This is a genomic window from Neisseria sp. (assembly GCF_030530745.1).
Classification (GTDB): Bacteria; Pseudomonadota; Gammaproteobacteria; order Burkholderiales; family Neisseriaceae; genus Neisseria.
This window is the reverse complement of sequence record NZ_JAUMUI010000011.1, coordinates 37,066-55,424: the sequence shown is the minus strand read 5'-3', so window position 1 is coordinate 55,424 and position 18,359 is coordinate 37,066. Positions and strand designations below refer to the sequence as shown.

Below are 18,359 nucleotides of genomic sequence, written 5' to 3'. Positions count from 1 at the left end.
TCTGAAAGGCTGCGCCGGCCTGCCCGATTGACAAGCGCAAACGGCATCGGTATAGTGCGCGCTTCGGTTACGCGCCCATCGTCTAGAGGCCTAGGACACTGCCCTTTCACGGCGGCAACCGGGGTTCGAATCCCCGTGGGCGTGCCAGTTTGCCAAAATCCGTCAGGCACCGTTTTTAAAAAGCCCTGCAAACCATGCAGGGCTTTTATGCGTTTCGCAAAAATTTCCCGCTGCCTGAAAATGCGGCGGCGTATCTTGCATATTCTTTATACTGTTTGGATTCCGAGCCTTTTAACGTTATAATCACTTTTTTCAGACGGCGCCGGCAGGCCGTCTGAAAAAATTTTATAACCAACCCGGCCAAAGCCCGCCTGAAACCCTAACCATGCACATATAAGATGTGTGCATCATTAGTGTTTTAGCGGCGGAGGCCCTAACCGAAAGGCATAGAATGTTTAACAAACACGTTAAAACCTTCCAATACGGCGGGCAAACCGTAACCATCGAAACCGGCGAAATCGCCCGCCAGGCCGCAGCAGCGGTAAAAGTATCGATGGGCGACACCGTCGTGCTGGTGGCCGTTACCGCCAACAAAGACGTTAAAGAAGGCCAGGATTTCTTCCCCCTCACCGTAGATTATCTCGAGCGCACCTACGCCGCAGGCAAAATCCCCGGCGGTTTCTTCAAACGCGAAGGCAAACAGAGCGAAAAAGAAATCCTCACCAGCCGCCTGATCGACCGCCCCATCCGCCCGCTGTTCCCCGAAGGCTTCTACCACGATATCCAAGTGGTGGCGATGGTGGTTTCCGTCGACCCCGAAATCGATTCCGACATCCCCGCCATGATCGGCGCATCCGCCGCGCTCGTGTTGAGCGGCGTGCCGTTTGCCGGCCCCATCGGCGCCGCCCGCGTAGGTTATGTGAACAACGTTTATGTGCTCAACCCCACCAAAGCCCAGCTTGCCCGTTCGCAAATGGATCTGGTGGTGGCCGGCACGCAGAAAGCCGTGCTGATGGTGGAATCGGAAGCGCGCGAACTGCCCGAGCACGTGATGCTGGGCGCGGTGGTGTACGGCCATGAGCAGATGCAGGCGGTGATTAACGCCATCAACGAGCTGGCCGACGAAGTGAACCCCGAAGTGTGGGATTGGCAGGCTCCCGAAACCGATACCGCGCTGGTGGAAAAAATCCGCGAAATCGCCGGCGCCACCATTTCCGAAGCATTCAAAATCCGCCAGAAACAAGCCCGTTCGGCCAAACTCGACGAAGCATGGGCGGCAGTAAAAGACGCGCTGGTTACCGAAGAAACCGACACTTTGCGCGCCAACCAAATCAAAGGCATCTTCAAACAGCTGGAAGCCGACGTGGTCCGCGGCCAGATTCTCGACGGCCAGCCGCGCATCGACGGCCGCGACACCCGCACCGTGCGCCCCATCAACATCCAAACCGGCGTGTTGCCGCGCACCCACGGCTCCGCCCTGTTTACCCGCGGCGAAACCCAGGCGCTGGCCGTTGCCACTTTGGGTACCTCGCGCGACGAGCAAATCATCGATGCCCTGAGCGGCGAATACACCGACCGTTTTATGCTGCACTACAACTTCCCGCCGTATTCCACCGGGGAAGTCGGCCGCATGGGCGCGCCCAAACGCCGCGAAATCGGCCACGGCCGTTTGGCCAAACGCGCGTTGGTGGCCGTGCTGCCTTCTCCCGAAGAGTTCAGCTACACCATGCGCGTGGTTTCCGAAATCACCGAGTCTAACGGTTCCTCTTCCATGGCTTCCGTGTGCGGCGGCTGCCTGAGCCTGCTTTCGGCCGGCGTGCCGCTGAAAGCACACGTTGCCGGTATCGCCATGGGTCTGATTCTCGAAAACAACAAGTTCGCCGTATTAACCGACATTTTGGGCGACGAAGACCACTTGGGCGACATGGATTTCAAAGTGGCCGGTACCACCAACGGCGTAACCGCGCTGCAAATGGACATCAAAATCCAGGGTATCACCAAAGAAATCATGCAGATTGCTTTGGAACAGGCCAAAGAAGCGCGTATGCACATCCTGGCGCAGATGAAAGAAGCGGTTGACGGCCCGCAAGAGCTGTCGGCCCACGCCCCGCGCTTGTTTACCATGAAAATCCACCAAGACAAAATCCGTGATGTTATCGGTAAGGGCGGCGAAACCATCCGCGGCATTACCGCCGAAACCGGCACCGAGATCAACATCGCCGACGACGGCACCGTAACCATCGCCGCCACCACCGCCGAAGCGGGCGAAGCGGCGAAGAAACGCATCGAAGAAATCACTGCCGAAGTGGAAGTGGGCAAGGTTTACACCGGCACGGTGCTGAAACTGCTCGACAACAACGTCGGCGCCATCGTTTCGGTGATTCCCGGTAAAGACGGCTTGGTGCACATCAGCCAAATCGCCCACGAGCGCGTGCGCAACGTGAGCGACTATCTGCAAGTGGGCCAAACGGTAAACGTGAAAGCGGTGGAAGTTGACGACCGCGGCCGCGTGCGCCTGTCTATCAAAGCCTTGCTGGAAGCCCCTGCGCAAGCAGCGACTCCCGCCGGGGAATAACGGGTTAACCGCTTAAGTGCGGAACAGGCCGTCTGAAAACAACACACAAAAAAATTAAACTGCACCCAAAAAGTTGGACACCCCGGCTTAGAAAGGTGCAGTTTTTTATGTTCCAATATACCCCGAGGCCTTTACAAAAAACCTATCTGCGGCGCATTTCTGCGTTGTGCGCTGCTCACCCGCCTGCCTAACTCCATGTTATGTCTGCCCGCCGCGCTGCTACGCCTTGAACTGCATCCGCATCTAGGGGTGGTTACCCCATACTTCAAATACCGGGCCGTACTCCATTATCACAGTGCACCGCAGAGCACCTCCAAGTCTCGTGCGCGCACCTGCCGTCGGATAATCCGCCTGTGTGGCACCGCCACTTCAAAATCCACTGGCAGAGTCCATGAAAACCAAACACATACACGCGTGTTTACCGCCGGCATGCCGGAAAAGACTATCTGAAACAGATTTTTAGATTATCCGAGATTCGGAGGCAGTTCAATTTCAGACGGCCCGACCCGGGGTCTGTCGGCAATTAACGCAGCGGCGGCGTTATCAGGCGTTCAGCGCGGCTAACACTTTGGCGGCAGCTTCTTCCACCGCTACGCTTTGCGTTTCGCCGCCGGTCCGGCGGGCGTATTCGACCATGCCTTCCTTCAGGCCGCGGTCGCCGATAACGATACGGTGGGGAATGCCGAGCAGTTCCGAATCGTTGAGCAATACGCCGGCGCGCTCGTCGCGGTCGTCGAGCAGCACGTCCACGCCTGCGCTTAAGAGTTCCGCATAAATCTTGTCGGCAGCTTCTTTCACCGCGTCGGATTTTTTATAGTTCATCGGCACAATAACGGCTTGGAACGGCGCCATCGCGTCGGTCCAGATAATGCCGCGCTCATCATTGTTCTGCTCGATGGCGGCGGCCACGATGCGGGTGATACCGATGCCGTAGCAGCCCATTTCCATGATTTGCGCTTTGCCGTTGTTGTCGAGGAAGGATGCGTTCATGGCTTGGGAGTATTTATCGCGCAGTTGGAATACATGCCCTACTTCGATGCCGTGCGCCAGTTTCAGACGGCCTTGCCCGCAGGGGCTGGGATCGCCCTCCACCACGTTGCGCAAATCGACGAATTCCGGCTCGGGGCAGTCGCGGCCGAAGTTGAAACCGGTGTAGTGGTAGTCGTCTTCATTGGCGCCGATAACGGTGTCGGCGAGTTTTTCGCAGGCGTAGTCGGCATAGACTTTGCCTATGAAACCCACCGGGCCGAGCGAGCCGCCGTTGGCGCCGAAGGCCGTCTGAACGGCTTCGGGCGATGCCATGGTTAACGGGGATTTCACGGCGGGCAGCTTTTCGGCTTTGATGTCGTTGAACTCATGATCGCCGCGCAACAGCAGCAGCACGATTCCGCCTTCTTCTTCGCCCTCCACCACGATGGATTTCAGCGTACGCTCAATGGGGATATTCAAAAATTCAACCAAAGCGGCGATGGTTTTCACGTTGGGCGTGTGCACTTTGGTGAGTGCTTCTGCGGCGGCGGCGCGTTCGCCGGCCTGCGGCAGGGTTTGTGCCAGTTCGACGTTGGCGGCGTAATCGGAAGCGTCACTGTAGGCAATCACGTCTTCGCCGCTGTCGGCCAGCACTTGGAATTCGTGCGAACCGGTGCCGCCGATGCTGCCGGTGTCGGCGGCGACGGGGCGGTAGTTCAGGCCCAAACGGTCGAAAATGCGGCAATAGGCTTCATACATGGGTTGATAGCCGTCGCGCACCAGCGATTCGTAATCGGCGTGGAACGAATAGGCATCCTTCATCACGAACTCGCGCGCGCGCATCACGCCGAAACGGGGGCGGACTTCGTCGCGGAATTTGGTCTGGATATGGTAGAAGTTTTTCGGCAGCTGCTTATAGCTGGTGATTTCTTTGCGCACGATGTCGGTAATCACTTCTTCGCAGGTCGGCCCCATGCAGAAATCGCGCCCGTGTCGGTCTTTGATGCGCAGCAATTCTTTACCGTAAAACTCCCAGCGGCCGGATTCCTGCCACAGTTCGGCGGGCTGCACCACGGGCATCAGCAATTCTACGCTGCCGGCACGGTTCATTTCTTCGCGCACGATGTTTTCCACTTTGCGCAAAACGCGCAGGCCCATCGGCATCCAGGTGTACAAACCCGAAGCGGCGGCTTTAATCAGGCCGGCGCGTATCATTAACTTATGGCTGGGCAGCACGGCTTCTGCGGGTGCTTCTTTTAAGGTGGAAATGAAAAATCGGCTGGCTTTCATGATGTTTCGGCAGTCGGTTGGATAAAGAAAGCGACACCATACCCCAATACCTGCGTTTTCGGCAAGCATTCGGCGGCTTTTCGCGTTAAACCGCAGGGAGGAAATCTTTGCAAAAATTCAGGCCGTCTGAAAGCGGGCAATTTTTTCAGACGGCCTGTTATTGAAATATCCGCGCTTATCGGCCGCGCTTTTAAAACTACTGTTTTTCCAGCCAGATTACGCTGACCATGCGGCCGGTTTGGCCGTCGCGGCGGTAAGAGAAAAAGGTGTCGCGCTCCAGCACGGTACAGCGGTTGCCGCCGTAAATCATACCCACGCCTTCGTTTTGCAGCACTAAGCGGGCGAGACGGTAAATGTCGGCCAGGTATTTGCCGCCTCCTATCGGTTCGAAGGCCTGAGGGGCAGCGGGGTTTTTCGCGCAGAAGGCATCGTAAACATCCTGCCCTACTTCGAAGGCTTCGGGGCCGATGGCGGGGCCGAGATAGGCCATGATTTCAACGGGCGGCACGTTCATGGCGGCAATGGTGTTTTGCAGCACGCCGCCTGCCAGGCCGCGCCAGCCTGCGTGTGCGGCGGCCACCACCGTGCCTGCGCGGTCGCAAAACAGCACGGGCAGGCAGTCGGCGGTCATGCTGGCGCAGGCGGCGGTGCCGGTGGTGTCGAACGAGGCATCGGCATCGGGCGGTGTGCCGCCGATATGGTCGGCGGCATTGACCACAACAGTGCTGTGGATTTGGTTGAGATACACCACCGGCACGCCGGTTTGCCGCCCGACTGTTTCGCGGTTTTTCTGCACATGACTAGGGTTGTCGCCCACATGCGCGCCCACGTTCAGGCTGCGGTATATGCCTTCGCTTACGCCGCCGTTGCGGGTAGTGATCAGGGTTTTCACATTGGCGGGCGCCGGCCATTCGGCTTGGAAAAACGGGGCATCGCTGCGGTTGATGCCGATGGCGGCGTTTAAATCGAATCGGTTCATTAATGAAAGTCCGCTTGGTGGTGGGTTGAGGCCGTCTGAAATGTTTTCAGACGGCCTGAGGCCTTTGCAAAATTCTTTCCGGCACCTTAAAACACTTGCGTCATACTCGGGTCAAGCCCGAGCATGACGAAATATAAATAAATTCAGCGTTAAAACGGATTTTTGCAAAAGTCTCGGCCTGATATTTACCGCTCTTGGCCGCAGCAGGTTTTGTATTTTTTACCGCTGCCGCACGGGCAGGGGTCGTTACGGCCTATTTTGGCACCTTCGCGGCGCACGGTTTGCGGTTTGTTTTTCACGCTCTGCCAATAGTAATAAATATCCAGCAGCACATGGGGCAGCTCGGATTCGAGCTGGGTTAACTCGCGGTTGGTGAGGTGCAGCACCATTTCGCCGTTTTCGTCTTCGTCGTAAATACCGCCCAGCGCCATGATGGGGTAGAACAAATCTTCGAATTCTTCGTCGTTGGCGGCCTCGAACCAGTCGGTAGGCACCACGTCGAGCGCATACAGATAAGCGTTGCACCAGGTGTGGAAATCGGGGTTGCCCGCTTCGTCGTCATACAGCCATAAGTCGGGCAGCATTCTGCCGTCGAGCTTCATGCGCATATCGAGCACCATCTCCAGCACCAGCGATTCGATTTCCTGCTCTTCGGCCGGGGTAAACAGGTGTTCGCCGCCCGTTACTTCGGGCAGCCATTCGCCGGTGTTCAGCTCGTCGGGGCCGGTTAACAGCGCCAGCATATACGCCTGCACTTCGTCGCAGCGCATGGTGGCGCCGGTTTCCGCTTTGGAATCGAGCAGCTGCGCGAGCCGTTGTTGTGAAGATTCGTCAAACATTATTGAGTGTTCCTTATGGATGATTCGGTTCAGACGGCCTTTTTAGGTAACAGGCCGTCTGAAAAATATAACTAAAGCCGCTGGCGCATCTGCTCAAACAAACACACCGTTGCCGCCATCGCCACGTTGAGCGATTCGGTTTGCCCTGCCATGGGTATTTTCACGCAGCCGGTTACGCGCGCCAGCAGTTCCGCATCCACGCCGCTGCCTTCGTTGCCGAATACCCAGGCGGCGGGGCGGGTTAAATCCATGCGGTAAAGGTTGCGCTCGTTTGTTTCGGATAAAGCGGTTGCCCAAACGTTGCCGCCGTAGCCCGCGCACCATTGCGCCAAATCGGCGCGGTCAAACACATTCAGCAGAAAGTGCGCCCCCATGCCGGCGCGCAAAACTTTCGGCGACCACACATCGGCGCAGTCTCTGCCCAAAACCAGCTGCTGCACGCCCGCTGCCGCCGCGCTGCGCATGATGGTGCCGACGTTGCCCGGGTCTTGCACGCGGTCGAGCACCACGCAGTCGCCCTGCTGCGGCAATGCGCCGGATACGGGAATTTCGATTAACGCCAGCACTTCCTCGGCTTCGGCAAGGCCGCTGATTTTCGAGAGCACGCCCGCCGATGCCAGCGTAATCCGGTTTTCGGGCAGCTGCGCCAGCAAAGCCGCCACTTCGTGCAGATGCCGTTTGTTTTCGGGCACATAAACCTGAAGCGGTTCACCGCCCGCCTGCAAATAAACCTGTAAAAGGTGCACGCCTTCAAGCACGGTTTGGCCGTGTTCGCGGCGGGTTTTACCGTGGGAGAGCAGTTTTGCCGCATGTTTGAGCTGTCCGTTGCTGGCGGAGGTAATCTGTTTCATAGACGGCATTATAATGAGACCTTTGCAAAACCGCCATCTGCGGCGCATTTCTGCGTTGTGCGTTTATGCCCTTTAGGGTACTACTCGCTCGCTTGCCTAACTTCATGTTATGTCTGCGCTCGCTGCGCTGCTACGCCTTGAACTGCATCCACATCTGACGGTTTTGCAAAGGCCTCATAATGTTTTTCAGACGGCATGAGGATTTATCGGCTCAGAGGCCGTCTGAAAAACCTTGCCGGCAGCAACATTTTCTTAATGAAAAACGGTACAATCAGGCCCGTTCAGCCAACCTATCGACAAAGGAAACCCGAAATGAGCAAACAAATCGCCATTCTGCCCGGCGACGGCATCGGCCCCGAAATCACCGCCCAAGCCGTGCGCGTGTTGGACAAACTGATTTCAGACGGCCTCGACGTGCAATACCAATACGCCCCCATCGGCGGCGCAGGCTACGACGAATACGGCCACCCCTATCCCGAATTCACCCAAAACCTGTGCCGCGCCGCCGATGCGGTGCTGCTGGGCGCGGTGGGCGGCCCGCAATACGACAACCTCGACCGGCCGCTGCGCCCCGAGCGCGGCCTGTTGGCCATCCGCAAAGACCTGAACCTGTTTGCCAACCTGCGCCCCGCCATTCTTTATAAAGAGCTGGCCAACGCCTCCACCCTGAAGCCCGAAGTGGTGGCCGGTTTGGATATTCTGATTGTGCGCGAACTCACCGGCGACATTTATTTCGGCGAGCCGCGCGGCATCCGCACGCTGGAAAACGGCGAGCGCGAAGGTTTCAACACCATGAAATACAGCGAGGGCGAAATCCGCCGCATCGCCAAAGTGGCCTTTGAAGCCGCGCAGAAACGCGGCAAGAAACTGTGTTCGGTGGATAAAGCCAACGTGCTGGAAACCACCGAGTTGTGGAAAGAGATTTTCAACCAAACCGCCAAAGACTACCCCGATGTGGAACTGAGCCATATGTATGTCGACAACGCCGCCATGCAGCTCGTGCGCGCGCCCAAACAGTTCGACGTGATCGCCACCGGCAATATCTTCGGCGACATCCTTTCCGACCAAGCCTCGATGCTCACCGGCTCCATCGGTATGCTGCCCTCGGCCTCGCTGAACGAAACCGGCAAAGGCTTATACGAACCTTCGCACGGCTCCGCGCCCGACATCGCCGGCCAAAACAAAGCCAACCCGCTGGCCACGATTCTGTCGCTCGCCATGCTGGTGCGCTACAGCCTGAACGACGAAGCACGCGCGCAGCAAATCGAACAGGCCGTGCAGAAAGTGTTGGAACAAGGCTGCCGCACCGCCGACATCTGCGAAGAAGGCATGCGTCCGGTTTCCTGCTCCGAAATGGGCGATGCCGTGCTGGCGGCGTTGTAAGTTGATATGGCAAGAGACCTTTGCCCCCGGATGTGGATGCAGTTTAAGGCGTAGCAGCGCAGCGGGCGCAGACATATCACACGATAGGCAAGCGGGCAGGCAGCACACAACGCAGAAATGCGCCGCAGATGGGGGGGGGTGGCAAAGGTCTCGGCAAATCAATTATTGTTAGCTGCAATACAAAATAACAGGCCGTCTGAAAAACTTTTTCAGACGGCCTGTTATCTTTGCAGAATTTTTTTCGATACCTTAAAACACTTGCATCATGCCCATACTCAACCCGGGCATATTTTTGTTTCAACAGAAATAACAGATACTCGGGTCAAGCCCGGACACAACGGCGGTCAGGCATTTCAGACGGCCCGAAACCTTTTTCAAGGCCGTCTGAAACACCGTGCTGCGGTCAGTAAACATCGCGCTGGTAGCGTTTCTCTTCGCGCAAACCGTTCAGATAATCTTCGGCATCGTCGCGGCTGAGTTTGCCTTGCGCGGCGATAATGTCCAAGAGTGTGTTTTCCACGTCGCGCGCCATGCGGGCGGCGTCGCCGCACACATAAATATGCGCGCCCTGTTGCAGCCAGGCCCACACTTCGGCGGCGTTTTCGGCCAGCTTGTGCTGCACATACACTTTTTCTTTGCCCTGCCTGCTCCACGCCAGATCAGCGCGGGTGAGCAGGCCGGATTTGCGGTATTGCAGCCATTCGGCCTGATAAAGGAAATCGTCGGTAAAGCGCCGGTTGCCGAACACCAGCCAGTTTTTGCCGCCGCTGCCGTCGGCTTCGCGCTGCTGCATAAAGGCGCGGAACGGGGCGATGCCGGTTCCCGCGCCTATCATAATCACGGGCGTGTCGCCGTTTTCGGGCAGGCGGAAATGCGGGTTGGGTTCGACAAACACGCGCACGCTGCCGCCTTCTTCAAGCTCTTCGCCGATAAAGCCCGAGGCGGCGCCGGTGTAGGTATTGCCGTGGTGTTCGTAGCGCACCATGCCCACGGTGAGGTGCACTTCGTCGCCCACTTCGTCTTGCGCCGAGGCGATGGAATACAGGCGCGGGGTTTGCGCGCGGAACAGGCCGAACAAGGTTTGCGCGTCGAGCGGGTGCGTAAACGCGGCCAACACGCCCACGGGCGGCGTGGCGGCAAGATAGGTATCGAGCGCTTCGGGGTTTTCAACCGTGCGCTGCAATTCTTCGCTGCCGCTCAAAACGGCATACTGCTGCACGAATGCGGGGGTGTTTCGGGTGATGTCGGCGTGTTCGGTCAAGGCCGTCCGAATATCGGTTTCGCTGCCGTCGGCCAGCACTACGGTTTCGCTGCCGTTCAAGCCGTTTAAAGCCAGAATCTCCGCCACCAGCCCCGGTGCGTTGAGCGGCCAGATGCCCAGCGCGTCGCCGGTTTGGTAGCGGATGCCGGAGCCGGTTAAGTCGATTTCGATGTGTTCCACATCTTTTTCGGCATTGCGGGCGGTAATTTTCTGGCGCACGGAAAGCGTGGCGGTGAAAGGCTGCTCTTTGCTGTAAAGCTGTGCGGCCGGCGCGGCGGCGGCTTTGAGGCCGTCTGAAACCGGCGCGGCCTGCGAACACAGTTCGGCCACTTTGGCGGCGGTGGTTTCAATCCACGCAGCCGCGGCGGCCTGAAAATCCAGATCGCATTCGCCAAGCGCGCTCAAACGGGTGGCGCCCAGCTCGGACAGCCTGCCGTCGAAATCTTTGCCGGCCTGGCAGAACTTCGGATAAGAAGAATCGCCCAGCCCCAACACGGCAAAGCTCAGTTTGCTCAGGTCGGGGGCTTTTTTGCCGAACAGCAGCTTGTAGAGCGGCACGGCTTCTTCGGGCGGCTCGCCCTCGCCCTGGGTGGACGTTACCATTAAAACAATATCTTCTTCGGGCAGCGTTTTGCTCTTGAAATCGGCCGCCGCCACCAAACGCGCGTTTATGCCTGCCGACTCGAGCCTCACCAGCAGATCGGCGGCCACGCGGCGGGCGTTGCCGGTTTGCGAGGCCGACAGCACGGTAACGCGGCGCGGCGCGGCGGCAGGTGCGGCGGCAGCTTCGGCCGGATCGGCAAAGGCCGTCTGAGCGGCGTTGCCCTGCCGGCTTTGCGCCCAACAATAACCCGACAGCCACGCCAACTGGGTGGGCGAAAGCGCGTCTAACCGGGCAAACAGTTCGGGCGGCAGCGGATTGGCTTGGCTCATGCAAGGTTTCCTTTTTTATGGCGGTGGTTTTGTCGGTGCCGCTGCAAAAAAGCGGGCAGCGTTTTTAAGCTGTCCAACTTTAAATCAGGCCGTCTGAAAAAGGGAAAGAACGGTTGGTTTTAATTTAAGATATTTTTGTTATATCAGGTTGCTGCCGCTGCAAATAAAACACCGTTTTTTTCATGCAGTTGCAATCAAAATCACAACAGGTGCCGATATAACGGAAACGCATTTTGTTAAAACCAACCGTTCTTTCCCTTTTTCAGACGGCCTGACTAAAGTGGCGCCTGAAAATCCGTTTCCGCACAAAGAGAAAAACATGTCTGTCCAAAACCGCCACCTCGACTGGCTGGAAGCCGAATCCATTTACATCATCCGCGAAGTAATCGCCGAAGCCAAAAACCCCGCGCTGCTGTTTTCGGGCGGCAAAGATTCTGTGGTGCTGCTCTCGCTGGCGGTAAAAGCCTTCCGAATCAAAGGCCGGCCGCTGAAACTGCCGTTCAAGCTGCTGCACGTCGACACCGGCCACAACTACCCCGAAGTGATTGAATTCCGCGACCAAACCGTGGCGCGTACCGGCGTGCAATTGGTGGTGGGCCGTGTTGAAGATTCAATCAAACGCGGCACGGTGGTGCTGCGCCGCGAAACCGATTCGCGCAACGCCGCCCAAGCCGTTACACTGGTGGAAACCATAGAAGAACAAGGCTTCGACGCGCTGATGGGCGGCGCGCGGCGCGACGAAGAAAAAGCCCGCGCCAAAGAACGCATATTCTCGTTCCGCGACGAATTCGGCCAATGGGATCCGAAAAATCAGCGCCCCGAACTCTGGAGCCTCTACAACACCCGCCTGTTTCCCGGCGAAAACATGCGCGTGTTTCCGATTTCCAACTGGACCGAACTCGACATCTGGCAATACATCGCCCGCGAAAACCTCGCGCTGCCGCCGATTTACTACGCCCATGAGCGTGAAGTCGTCGAACGCGGCGGCCTGTTGGTGCCCGTTACCCCGCTCACGCCCAAGCGCGAAGGTGAAATATCCGAAGTGCGCAGCGTGCGCTTCCGCACCGTCGGCGATATTTCGTGCACCTGCCCTGTGGCCAGCACCGCCGGAACCGCCGCAGAAATCATCGCCGAAACCGCCGCCGCCGTCATCTCCGAACGCAGCGCCACCCGCATGGACGACCGCGTTTCTGAAACGGCGATGGAAGAGCGCAAAAAACAGGGTTACTTTTAACAGCGGATTAAAAAAAACCTGTCCATCTAACTTTCTCAACAGCAGGCCATCTGAAAAACAACTTTTCAGACGGCCTTTCCCTTTACCTAACCCCGCGGTTTTCTTTGAAAAATGCTACAATACGCGGTTTCATTTTTCAGACGGCCTCAAGCAGACATGAGCAACAACGACACCATCCGCATCCGCGGCGCACGCACCCACAATTTGAAAAACATCGACCTCGACATTCCGCGCCATCAGCTCGTGGTGGTAACGGGTTTGTCGGGCAGCGGCAAGTCTTCGCTGGCGTTCGACACCCTCTATGCCGAAGGCCAGCGACGCTATGTGGAAAGCCTTTCAGCCTATGCGCGCCAGTTTTTACAGATGATGGACAAACCCGATGTCGATTTGATTGAAGGCTTGTCGCCGGCGATTTCGATTGAGCAGAAATCCACCAGCCACAACCCGCGCTCCACCGTGGGCACGGTAACCGAAATCCACGACTACCTGCGCCTCTTGTATGCCCGCGTCGGCACGCCTTACTGCCCCGAACACAACCTGCCGCTGGCCAGCCAGACCGTTTCACAGATGGTGGATCATGTTTTGGGGCTGCCTGAAGACACGCGCGTGATGATACTTGCCCCCGCCGTGCGCGAACGCAAAGGAGAATTTGTCGAATTTTTTCACGATTTGCAGGCGCAGGGGTTCGCCCGCGTGCGCGTGGACGGCGAGGTTTACCAGCTCGACGAAGTGCCCAAGCTCGAAAAGAACATCAAGCACAATATCGACGTGGTCATCGACCGCGTGAAGGTGAAGGCCGACATCAAGCAGCGGCTGGCCGAAAGTTTTGAAACCGCGCTGCGCCACGGCGGCGAACGCGCGCTGGCTTTGGAAATGGACAGCGGCGAAGAACACTGGTTTTCCGCCCGCTTCGCCTGCCCCGTCTGCTCATACAGCCTGCCCGAACTGGAGCCGCGCCTGTTTTCCTTCAACAACCCCGTCGGCGCCTGCCCCACCTGCGACGGCTTGGGAAATATGAACTTTTTCGACCCCGATCGCGTGGTGATGCACCCCGAGTTATCATTGGCGGCGGGTGCAATCAAAGGTTGGGACAAACGCAACCAGTTTTATTTCCAAATGATTCAGTCGCTGGCCGCGCATTATGATTTTGACGTGGACACGCCGTTTGAAAAGCTGCCTGAAAAAGTGAAAAAAACGGTGCTGCACGGCTCGGGCAAAGAAATCATCGATTTCCGCTACCTTTCCGAAAAAGGCACCACCTTCAACCGCAGCCACGCTTTCGAGGGCATCATCCCCAACCTCGAACGCCGCTTCCGCGAAACCGATTCCAACACCGTGCGCGAAGAGCTGCTGCAATACCAAAGCCACAAAGCCTGCCCCAGCTGCGGCGGCGCGCGCCTGCGCAAAGAAGCCCGCTATGTTTACGTGGGCAAACAAGCGTTGCACGAAATTTCCGCCTGGCCGCTCACCAAAACCCATGAATTCTTTGAAAAACTCGATTTGGACGGCAACAAAAAACAAATCGCCGAAAAAATCCTCAAAGAAATCACCGAACGTTTGGGCTTTCTGATTAATGTCGGCCTCGATTACCTCAACTTGTCCCGTTCCGCCGAAACCCTTTCGGGCGGCGAAGCCCAGCGCATCCGCCTGGCCAGCCAAATCGGCAGCGGCCTCACCGGCGTGATGTACGTTTTAGACGAACCCTCCATCGGCCTGCACCAGCGCGACAACGACCGCCTATTGGCCACCCTCAAACGCCTGCGCGATTTGGGCAACAGCGTGATTGTGGTGGAACACGACGAAGACGCGATACGCGAAGCCGATTTCGTGGTGGACATGGGCCCGGGCGCAGGCGAACACGGCGGCACCGTGCTGGTGGCGGGCACGCCCAAACAAGTGGCCGAATGCGCCGATTCCGTTACCGGCCAATATTTAAGCGGCAAGAAAAAAATCGAAGTGCCGTCTGAAAGAACACCGGTCAACCCCGAAAGAATGCTGGTGCTCAAAGGCGCGCGCGGCAACAACCTCAAAAACGTAACCCTCAAACTCCCGCTCGGCTTAATCACCTGCATCACAGGCGTTTCAGGCAGCGGCAAATCCACCCTGATTAACGACACATTAGCGAAAATCACCGCCCGCGAACTCAACCGCGCCCACGAAGAACCTGCCCCCTATGACGACATCACAGGCCTCGAACACCTCGACAAAGTGATTAACGTAGACCAATCCCCCATCGGCCGCACCCCGCGCTCCAACCCCGCCACTTATACGGGGCTGTTCACCCCCATCCGCGAACTCTTCGCCGGCGTCCCCCTTTCGCGCGAACGCGGCTACAACGTCGGCCGCTTCTCGTTTAACGTCAAAGGCGGCCGCTGCGAAGCCTGCCAAGGCGACGGCGTGATTAAAGTGGAAATGCACTTCCTGCCCGACGTTTACGTCCCCTGCGAAGTCTGCCACGGCAAACGCTACAACCGCGAAACGCTGGAAGTGCAATACAAAGGCAAAAACATCAGCCAAGTGCTGGACATGACCGTAGAAGAAGCCCGCCAATTCTTCGACGCCGTGCCCACCGTATCCCGAAAACTGCAAACCCTGATGGACGTGGGTTTGGGCTACATCCGCCTCGGCCAATCCGCCACCACCCTCTCCGGCGGCGAAGCCCAACGCGTCAAACTCGCTTTGGAACTCTCCAAACGCGACACCGGCCGCACCTTATATATTCTCGACGAACCGACCACGGGTTTGCACTTCGCCGATATTGCCTTGTTATTAGAGGTAATAGGCCGTCTGAAAGGCAAAGGCAACTCGATTGTGATTATTGAGCATAATCTGGATGTGATTAAAACGGCGGATTATATTGTGGACTTGGGGCCGGAAGGCGGCGACGGCGGCGGGCGGATTATTGCAGAGGGTAGCCCTGAGGAAGTGGTGAAGGTTAAGGGGAGTTATACGGGGAAGTATTTACAAAAAATTTTATAACTTAATACAGTTATGTTTTAATTAATTCTTGAATTTGGAGAAAAATATAATGAAACAAGAAAATAATTTTAAAGATGCAACTTTTAATGGTTCAACACAAATTGGAGATCAATATATAAAAGGAGATCAATATAATACAGTTCATCAGCACAATTATGCTAAAAAGCAATCCAATGTTGATAAATTAGAATTGTATCGAGCTGAACCTAGATGGAGAAACCCTTTCACGTTGGCTGCATTAACTTGGATTAGTGTTTTGCTTGGTATTCTTAGTTTAATACCCTTTGGTACATTATTTTTTGGCGCACTTGACAGTCTTAAAGGCGTTACTCAAACAAATAGTTGGCTCTATCTTATTTTATTTATGATATTTTCTGCTCCATTCTTAATTGTATGTAAACTTCGGCAAATTGCTAAAAAGCAAATTAGAGTTCCTTTATTTGTCAATTACGCCTTAAATGGTAAAGGTGGAAAATTAACATTAGAAAAAATTTTTCCGTGCAATTGCCCAAAATGCGGGGGAGAAATGAAGTATTATAATAAACCAAGCAAATGGATTGACTTTTATCATCCAAATGGCGATTTAAAAAAACGCAAAGTTACTGAACGTTTTCCTACTGTTGAATGTACAAGAAATCCAGAACATTACTGGAGAATAGACCCGGCAGAAGACAAAATTTAGCTAGCCGTAGCCTGCCTGAAACCTAAAATCAGCGCGTAGGGTGCATGTCTTGCATGCACGCGTTCTTTAGGCTTCACGTTCAAGGTCGTCTGAAACTTTTCAGACGGCTTACTTTATTTTCCATTCTTGAAACTGCTGACTTAGAACCTATCCCATTAGGAATGGTCAAATGAGCAAATACCCATCTCACCCCGGGAGGCGATTATGAACAAATCAACCGACAAATGGCTCATCAGCGACGGGCTTTGGGCTCAGATAGAACCTTTTTACCCTACTTTAAGGAGCAACCCATGAAAATTTTCTATCACACTTCAGCCACCGCCACCGGCGGACGCGACGGCCACACCCGCGTGGACGACGGATCTATCGGCTTTGATTTGGTCGGCTTTCAAAATACCGAAGGCAAACAAGGCACCAACCCCGAGCAGCTGTTTGCCATGGGCTACGCTGCCTGTTTCGACAGTGCCATGAACCACGTCGCCCCGACTCTGGGCATCAAACCGACAAAATCGTCCACCAGCGTGGCAGTCGGTATCGGTCAAAAACCCGACGGTGCCTTCGGTCTGGATTTGGACATCACCATCACCGTGGAAGGCGTGAGCGAGGAAGAGGCGAAAAAGCTGATTCAAAAAGCACATGAAGTCTGCCCGTACTCCAATGCCGTACGCGGTAATGTCGATGTACGCCTGCACGTGAATCTGATTCAGTCGTTTGATTTGTAACCATTGATAAAGCCGTCTGAAAAATGTCTTTCAGACGGCATTTTTACAAGCGGTCTTTTTTCCGCAAAATTTTGCAAAAACCAACCGTTTTTTATAGGAGAAACACCATGATTACCCTGCATTACCTCAAACAATCCTGCTCGCACCGCATCGTGTGGCTTTTGGAAGCCCTCGGTTTGGATTACGAACTGAAAATCTACGACCGTTTGGAAGGCACAGGTTTTGCCCCAGACGAACTCAAAGCACAGCATCCGCTCGGCAAAGCGCCCGTATTGCAGGACGGCGGTTTGATACTGGCAGAGGGCAACGCCATTATCCAGCACCTGCTCGACCGCTACGACGGCGAAAACCGCTTCACCCCCGCCCGTCAGACCGACGATTATTCTAACTATGTATATTGGCTGGCGGTTTCCGCCTCGATGTTTTCGGCGAACCTGCTGGCGCTGGTCTCCAAAAAAGGCGATTTGGGCGAATTCGCCGCCTACACCGATGCCCAAGTCGGGCTCTATTTCAACCATGTGGAAAGCACGCTGGAAGGCCGAAAATGGATTGTCGGCGAGCAGCTCACCGGTGCCGATTTCGCCCTTTCCTTCCCGCTGCAATGGGGCTTGAATTATGTGGATAAAGCCGCCTACCCGAACATCGTCCGCTACCTTGAGCAAATCGAAACCCACCCCGCCTACCGCAAAGCCGATGAAAAAACCGGCGGCGGGCTGGATTTGAGCCGCTTTTAAACGGTGAAACAAAGGCCGTCTGAAAATCATCTTTCAGACGGCCTTTTGCACTCCTTAATAAGAGAAGGATTTATTTAATAAATTAGCTAAAATTTGGTAATAAATTTCTCCGCATTTAGCTAAATCGTCCACGCTGACACATTCATTTACTTTTATTGCCACCACGCAGACCCCACCCCTTGGGATGCCATCGTCCCCGAGTACCCGACAGAAGCGCAATGAACGCCATCTTTTTCGTTTTGCGCACGGGCTGTCAATGGAATGCCCTCAACGCCACCGGAATTTGTTCGTCAAGTTCTGCCCACCGCCGTTTTCAAGAATGGAACAAGGCGGGCGTTTTCCTCAAGCTATGGCAGAAAGGGCTGGAAAAATACCAAGAAACACGGGGGATTGACCGGTCTTGGGTATCAATGGACGGCGCTGTAACCAAAGCCCCGCTTGCCGACGAAAAAAAACAGGGGCTAACCCGACCGACCGGGGAAAACAAGGAGTAAAGCGCAGTCTGTTGACCGATGCGGCGGGCATCCCCCTATCGGTTGCGGTTGACGGGGCGAACCGCCATGATGCGGGACTGGTGGAAGAGACCTTGAAAAGCTTACAGATAGAGAAACCGCTCCTTGAGGCGGGAGAGGGGCATGGTTTGTGCATGGACAAAGGCTATGACAGCCGCAAAGTAAGGGCGTTTGTTAAAGCGATGGGATATACCGCACACATCCGCAGCCGTGGGGAAGAGAAGAAGGAGCTGGAGAAGGGGGAGGGTTTCAAAGCGAGACGTTGGGTAGTGGAAAGGACGTACGGATGACTCAACCGTTTCCGGCAAATACTTGTCCAGTGGGAGAAACTGCCCGAGAACTATCTCGCCATGCTGTATCTAGCCTGCGGCATTATCGTATGGCGGAGTACCTAGTGGGATAGGTTTTTAATGTAA

The 18,359-nt window shown here is 55.8% G+C and carries 12 protein-coding genes, 1 tRNA gene and 1 pseudogene; 9 read left to right on the top strand and 5 right to left on the bottom strand.

Features of this window, described 5'->3' with window-relative positions:
* Positions 1-71 precede the first annotated feature (71 nt).
* Both Q3970_RS05825 and pnp read left to right on the top strand, forming a co-directional pair.
* A tRNA-Glu gene (locus Q3970_RS05825) sits at positions 72-147 on the top strand.
* A gap of 304 nt (positions 148-451) precedes the next feature.
* The gene (pnp, locus tag Q3970_RS05820) at positions 452-2,575 is read left to right on the top strand and encodes a polyribonucleotide nucleotidyltransferase (RefSeq protein ID WP_303099653.1); all 2,124 of its coding nucleotides are present in this window, start codon (positions 452-454) and stop codon (positions 2,573-2,575) included.
* A 543-nt stretch (positions 2,576-3,118) separates the two neighbouring features.
* Here pnp and Q3970_RS05815 read toward each other — a convergent pair.
* From Q3970_RS05815 to Q3970_RS05800, 4 genes are all read right to left on the bottom strand, one after another.
* Positions 3,119-4,834 carry a proline--tRNA ligase gene (locus Q3970_RS05815; protein ID WP_303099652.1) on the bottom strand — a complete coding sequence of 572 codons (1,716 nt, stop codon included), beginning with the start codon at positions 4,832-4,834 and terminating at the stop codon, positions 3,119-3,121.
* Between the two features lie 196 nt (positions 4,835-5,030).
* Complete coding sequence (pgeF, locus tag Q3970_RS05810; RefSeq protein ID WP_303099651.1) at positions 5,031-5,813, bottom strand: peptidoglycan editing factor PgeF; 783 nt, start codon at positions 5,811-5,813, stop codon at positions 5,031-5,033.
* Between the two features lie 185 nt (positions 5,814-5,998).
* On the bottom strand, positions 5,999-6,652 hold the full coding sequence (locus tag Q3970_RS05805) for a YecA family protein (RefSeq protein WP_303099650.1): 654 nt from the start codon (positions 6,650-6,652) through the stop codon (positions 5,999-6,001).
* Positions 6,653-6,723: 71 nt separating this feature from the next.
* Positions 6,724-7,503: an RNA methyltransferase gene (locus Q3970_RS05800; RefSeq protein ID WP_303099677.1), complete on the bottom strand. Its 780-nt coding sequence runs from the start codon at positions 7,501-7,503 to the stop codon at positions 6,724-6,726.
* A 312-nt stretch (positions 7,504-7,815) separates the two neighbouring features.
* Here Q3970_RS05800 and leuB point away from each other — a divergent pair, with 312 nt between their 5' ends.
* Positions 7,816-8,886, top strand: a complete 1,071-nt coding sequence (gene leuB / locus Q3970_RS05795) for a 3-isopropylmalate dehydrogenase (protein WP_303099649.1) — start codon at positions 7,816-7,818, stop codon at positions 8,884-8,886.
* Positions 8,887-9,289: 403 nt separating this feature from the next.
* On the opposite strand, the gene Q3970_RS05790 is transcribed toward leuB, so the two are convergent.
* Positions 9,290-11,080 (bottom strand): assimilatory sulfite reductase (NADPH) flavoprotein subunit, encoded by a 1,791-nt coding sequence (locus Q3970_RS05790; protein ID WP_303099648.1) that lies wholly within the window; start codon positions 11,078-11,080, stop codon positions 9,290-9,292.
* A gap of 319 nt (positions 11,081-11,399) precedes the next feature.
* On the opposite strand from Q3970_RS05790, the gene cysD reads away from it, so the two are divergent.
* From cysD to Q3970_RS05760, 6 genes and pseudogenes are all read left to right on the top strand, one after another.
* Positions 11,400-12,314, top strand: coding sequence for a sulfate adenylyltransferase subunit CysD (gene cysD, locus Q3970_RS05785; protein ID WP_303099647.1), 915 nt, complete (start codon positions 11,400-11,402; stop codon positions 12,312-12,314).
* Between the two features lie 156 nt (positions 12,315-12,470).
* Positions 12,471-15,293 (top strand): excinuclease ABC subunit UvrA, encoded by a 2,823-nt coding sequence (uvrA, locus tag Q3970_RS05780; RefSeq protein WP_303099646.1) that lies wholly within the window; start codon positions 12,471-12,473, stop codon positions 15,291-15,293.
* Positions 15,294-15,342: 49 nt separating this feature from the next.
* Positions 15,343-15,975 (top strand): hypothetical protein, encoded by a 633-nt coding sequence (locus Q3970_RS05775; protein ID WP_303099645.1) that lies wholly within the window; start codon positions 15,343-15,345, stop codon positions 15,973-15,975.
* Between the two features lie 290 nt (positions 15,976-16,265).
* On the top strand, positions 16,266-16,697 hold the full coding sequence (locus tag Q3970_RS05770; RefSeq protein ID WP_303099644.1) for an organic hydroperoxide resistance protein: 432 nt from the start codon (positions 16,266-16,268) through the stop codon (positions 16,695-16,697).
* Positions 16,698-16,804: 107 nt separating this feature from the next.
* Complete coding sequence (locus Q3970_RS05765) at positions 16,805-17,431, top strand: glutathione S-transferase family protein (protein WP_303099643.1); 627 nt, start codon at positions 16,805-16,807, stop codon at positions 17,429-17,431.
* Positions 17,432-17,571: 140 nt separating this feature from the next.
* Positions 17,572-18,338, top strand: a pseudogene (locus tag Q3970_RS05760) (IS5 family transposase).
* The last annotated feature ends 21 nt before the right edge of the window (positions 18,339-18,359 follow it).

Excerpts from the sequence above, each read along its gene's own strand:
- pnp (WP_303099653.1), top strand. The coding sequence starts at position 452 with ATGTTTAACAAACACGTTAAAACCTTCCAATACGGCGGGCAAACCGTA.
- Q3970_RS05815 (WP_303099652.1), bottom strand. The coding sequence starts at position 4,834 with ATGAAAGCCAGCCGATTTTTCATTTCCACCTTAAAAGAAGCACCCGCA.
- pgeF (WP_303099651.1), bottom strand. The coding sequence starts at position 5,813 with ATGAACCGATTCGATTTAAACGCCGCCATCGGCATCAACCGCAGCGAT.
- Q3970_RS05805 (WP_303099650.1), bottom strand. The coding sequence starts at position 6,652 with ATGTTTGACGAATCTTCACAACAACGGCTCGCGCAGCTGCTCGATTCC.
- Q3970_RS05800 (WP_303099677.1), bottom strand. The coding sequence starts at position 7,503 with ATGAAACAGATTACCTCCGCCAGCAACGGACAGCTCAAACATGCGGCA.
- leuB (WP_303099649.1), top strand. The coding sequence starts at position 7,816 with ATGAGCAAACAAATCGCCATTCTGCCCGGCGACGGCATCGGCCCCGAA.
- Q3970_RS05790 (WP_303099648.1), bottom strand. The coding sequence starts at position 11,080 with ATGAGCCAAGCCAATCCGCTGCCGCCCGAACTGTTTGCCCGGTTAGAC.
- cysD (WP_303099647.1), top strand. The coding sequence starts at position 11,400 with ATGTCTGTCCAAAACCGCCACCTCGACTGGCTGGAAGCCGAATCCATT.
- uvrA (WP_303099646.1), top strand. The coding sequence starts at position 12,471 with ATGAGCAACAACGACACCATCCGCATCCGCGGCGCACGCACCCACAAT.
- Q3970_RS05775 (WP_303099645.1), top strand. The coding sequence starts at position 15,343 with ATGAAACAAGAAAATAATTTTAAAGATGCAACTTTTAATGGTTCAACA.
- Q3970_RS05770 (WP_303099644.1), top strand. The coding sequence starts at position 16,266 with ATGAAAATTTTCTATCACACTTCAGCCACCGCCACCGGCGGACGCGAC.
- Q3970_RS05765 (WP_303099643.1), top strand. The coding sequence starts at position 16,805 with ATGATTACCCTGCATTACCTCAAACAATCCTGCTCGCACCGCATCGTG.